The organism is Haloferax sp. AB510 (assembly GCF_024136985.1).
Taxonomy (GTDB): Archaea; Halobacteriota; Halobacteria; order Halobacteriales; family Haloferacaceae; genus Haloferax.
On sequence record NZ_JAMYJY010000176.1, the window covers coordinates 1 to 3858 of the forward strand.

The 3858-nt window shown below is 68.7% G+C and carries 4 protein-coding genes; 2 read left to right on the forward strand and 2 right to left on the reverse strand.

The window, feature by feature from the left end:
* The coding region (locus NKF06_RS19980; protein ID WP_253246400.1) for a DUF790 family protein at nt 1-1204 on the forward strand (1204 nt) is incomplete at its 5' end.
* A 24-nt stretch (nt 1205-1228) separates the two neighbouring features.
* Here the strand turns inward: NKF06_RS19980 and NKF06_RS19985 are convergent.
* Both NKF06_RS19985 and NKF06_RS19990 read right to left on the reverse strand, forming a co-directional pair.
* Nucleotides 1229-1765, reverse strand: coding sequence for a hypothetical protein (locus tag NKF06_RS19985; RefSeq protein WP_058827382.1), 537 nt, complete (start codon nt 1763-1765; stop codon nt 1229-1231).
* Nucleotides 1762-2703, reverse strand: coding sequence for an RsmB/NOP family class I SAM-dependent RNA methyltransferase (locus NKF06_RS19990; RefSeq protein ID WP_253246402.1), 942 nt, complete (start codon nt 2701-2703; stop codon nt 1762-1764). The genes NKF06_RS19985 and NKF06_RS19990 overlap by 4 nt, the downstream gene beginning before the upstream one ends.
* A 180-nt stretch (nt 2704-2883) precedes the next feature.
* On the opposite strand from NKF06_RS19990, the gene NKF06_RS19995 reads away from it, so the two are divergent.
* Nucleotides 2884-3630 (forward strand): PAC2 family protein, encoded by a 747-nt coding sequence (locus NKF06_RS19995; protein ID WP_253246401.1) that lies wholly within the window; start codon nt 2884-2886, stop codon nt 3628-3630.
* Nucleotides 3631-3858 lie beyond the last annotated feature (228 nt).

Genomic DNA, 3858 nt, shown 5'->3' on the forward strand with positions numbered 1-3858 from the left:
CGGCGTGACGACCGACGAGGAGCGGGCCGCGGCCCTCGACCGCGCGGCGTCCTCGCTCGGGTCGTCGCCTGACGCGGTCGACGAGTCGCTGACCGCCGACCGCGAGGTCGAACAGGTGCTCGCCGAGTTCGACCCCCGGTGGACGCCCGATGAACTGCTCGCGCAGTACAACCTCTCGCTCGCCCAGACCGCCCTGTTCGACGCCACCGAGGTCCGAGTCCGAAGCTCCGACCCGAAGGCCGTCGTCTCGGCTGTCAAACGCCTCCGGCTGATGTACGAGGTCCGGAAGACCGACGCCGGCCGCGAGGTCGTCGTCACCGGCCCCGACGCGCTGTTTCAGCGGACCAGACGCTACGGAACCGCCTTCGCCCGCCTGCTCCGGTCGGTCGCGACCGCTGGCGACTGGCGGCTCGTGGCGACCATCGACGACCGCGGGACCGAGCGCGAACTGACGCTCACGAGCGACGACGTGTCGGTCCCCGGCGTCGAACCGATGGCCGAACCCGGTTTCGACAGCGGCGTGGAGGCCGACTTCGCCGCCCGCTTCCGCGGCCTCGACTTCGACTGGTCGCTCGTCCGGGAGCCGGAACCCCTCGAAACGGGGACGAGCGTGATGATTCCCGACTTCGCGTTCGACTACGCGCACGCCGACTTCCGCGTCTTCTTCGAGATTATGGGCTTTTGGACGCCCGAGTACGTCGAGAAGAAACTGGGCCAACTCGCCGACGTGGAGGACGTGGAACTCGTCGTCGCCGTGGACGAGTCGCTCGGCGTCGGCGAGGAAATCGCCGCCCGCGACCACCGGGTCGTCCCCTACGCCGGGTCCGTGCGCGTGAAAGACGTGGTGGACGTGCTGCGCGGCTACGAGTCCGACCTCGTCGCCGACGCGGCCTCGTCGCTCCCCGCCGAACTCGCGCCGGACGACGACGTGGTCACCCTGTCCGACCTCGCGGCCGCCCGCGGCGTCTCGGTCGATGCCCTCGACGACGTGGCCTTTCCCGAACACGAACTCGTCGGGCGAACGCTGGTCCGGCCTGCCGTCCTCGACGCGCTCGCCGGGGAAATCGAGTCGGGGATGTCGCTGTCGGCGGTCGAATCCGTTCTCGACGACCGCGGCCTCGACGACGCGAGTGCGGTCCTCTCGCGGCTCGGCTACCGGGTCGAGTGGGAGGGGCTGACCGGCGGGACGGTCAGAGAGAAGTAGTCTCGGGGGGCGACCCCGAACCGCTCAGTCGAGTTTGACGAGTTCTTCTTGCCGACCCTTCGGGACCGTCGAGCGGAGTTCTCCGTGGAGGTAGAGGCCGACGCCGAGGGGTTCCAGTTCGCCGGCGATTTCGTGGGCGGCGGTGAGGTAGCCCCAGTCGCCCTCCCACCAGTCGAGTTGTTGGTCGTGGCCGTTGACGAACGCCTTCGCCTCGCCCGGACTCAGTTCGATAACGTTCTTGGTCGCGTCGCCGCAGAACCGCTGGACTGCGTTGGTCGAGGGCTTCCAGTGGCGCTGGCGGGTCCGAAGGATTCGCATTCCCAGTCCCTCGACTTTGATTGGGTCGACGACCTCGCCGTGGAACGCCCAAATCTTGCCCGCGCCTTTCTCCCAGAACGTGTAGCCGTCGAAGACGGCGGGGTCGACGCCGAACCGCTCTTCCCACCAGTCGACGACCTCTTCGCGGGAGGGCCGCCCCTCGACGACACGGTCGTCGGCCGTCGGCGGCAGGCGGTCGAACTGCTGGCCCCAGTTCTCGTCGGGGGCAGTGTCGTCGCTCATGCGGTCACCTCCAGTTTGGCGGTGAAGAAGCCGCCCGTGTCGTTGTGGTGCGGGTAGACGCGGCGGGCCTTGGTCACCGACGGGTCGTACTCGTCGCCCTCCCACTCGGTGATGCCGGGCGCGGTCTCGAAGCCGTCAGGCACGTCCCACTCGACGACCTCGCAGTCCTCCCGTTCGAGGACGAAGTCGAGGATGGCCTCGTTCTCCTCGGGCGCGAAGGTACACGTGGAGTAGACGACGGTGCCGCCGGCTTTCGTCACCTGCACGGCGCGCCGGAGGATGCCTTTCTGGATGCCGGCGACGCTTTTGACGTGGTTCATCGTCCACTCGTCGAGCACGTCGGGGTTCTTCCGGCAGGTGCCCTCGCAGGAACACGGGGCGTCGACGAGGACGCGGTCGAACTGCTCGAACGACCCGGACTGCTCCGGGGTCCGCTCTCCGAAGGGCTTCATCGAGAAGTTTCGGGCGTCCTGATTCGACACGACGAGGTTGGTCACGCCGAGGCGCTCGGCGTTGTGGCGGAGCGCCGACAGCCGCCCGAGGTTGTTGTCGTTGCCGACGAGGACGCCCTCGTCGTCCATCATGGCGGCAATCTGGGTCGTCTTCGACCCCGGCGCGGCGCAGGTGTCCCAGACGCGCTCGCCCGGCTGCGGGTCGAGGGCGATAGCCGGGAGCGCCGACACCTCCTCTTGGCCGTGGAGCCAGCCGTGGAAGTACGGCCAGTTCGTCCCCGGACTGCTGTCTTCGAGTTTCAGGACGCCGGGGTGCCAGTCGGTCGGTTCGTAGGCGACGCCCTCGTCGTCGAGCGCCTCGCGGGCGCGCGCCACCGTCGTCTTGATGGTGTTGACGCGGACGACGGAGGGAAGCGGCCGCTCGCAGGCCGCGAAAAAGGCCTCCTCGTCGTCCACGAGCGGCGCGTACCGCTGGAGCGGGTTCATGACACTCGATTCCGCGGGGGCGCGCTTGTCGGTTTCGGAGTCGTCGGCGTCGTCGGAGTCGCCGGCTTCGTTGGCGTCGTCGCCGGAAAACGACCGGCCGAACCAGTCGCGCCGTCCAGTCGGCCGATGGCGACGCATTCGCCCGTCGGATTTACCTCGCCCGGGAGACCATGTTCACGTATGGCACGCATTCGCGTCCTCGCGGAGGAACTCACCGACGAACTAGAGTCGCCGACGCTGGTCGAAGGGCTGCCGGGCGTCGGGTTGGTCGGCAAAATCGCGGCCGACCATCTGGTCGAGGCGTTCGACATGACCCACTACGCCGACGTGTTCTGCGAGGGCGTCCCGAAGGTCGCGGTCTACATGAAGGACGACCCGACGCTCCACCCGCCGGTCAGGCTCTACGCCGACGCGGAGCGGAACCTGCTCGTCCTCCAGAGCGACATCCCCATCCGGCCCGAGGCGGCGACCGAACTCGCCACCTGTCTCGGCCCGTGGTTCGAAGAACTCGACGTGCTTCCCGTGTTCCTCTCGGGCATCGCCCACGAGAAGTCCGAAGACGTGCCCGCGCTCTACGGCGTCGGCACCAACGGCGCGACGTCGCGGCTCGAAGACGCCGGCATCGACCGTCCGACAGAGACCGGCCTCGTCTCGGGGCCGACGGGTGCGCTCCTGAGCAACGCCGTCTCGGTCGGTCGCCCAGCGCTCGCCTTGGTCGTCGAGTCGGACCCGCAGTTCCCGGACCCCGAGGCGGCTCGGGTCATCATCAAACACGGCATTGAACCGCTCGTCGGCGTCGAGGTCCCCGTGGACGACCTCGTGGACAGTGCCACCGAGATTCGACAGGCAAAAGAGCAGTTGGCCCGGCGGATGCAGCAGTCCGAAGAAGAGAGCACGCAGGCGCGACCGCTCGGGATGTACCAGTAAGGCCGTTACCAGTAAGGCCGCTGTCCGTCGGTGACGGCGGGTATCGACCCGCGCGGCCGCCCCACAGTGAGAAGCGTTTCGGCCGGCCCGCAGTCTACACGTTTAAGCCGCGCCGGCCACTTCTCCCGCCCATGAGCGACGACCCTGCCGAGTCGGCCACGGACGCGAACGCAGACTCCGAGCCCGACGCGGCACCCGACGCAGCGGCGCAGGCGGCCGAAGACGCGG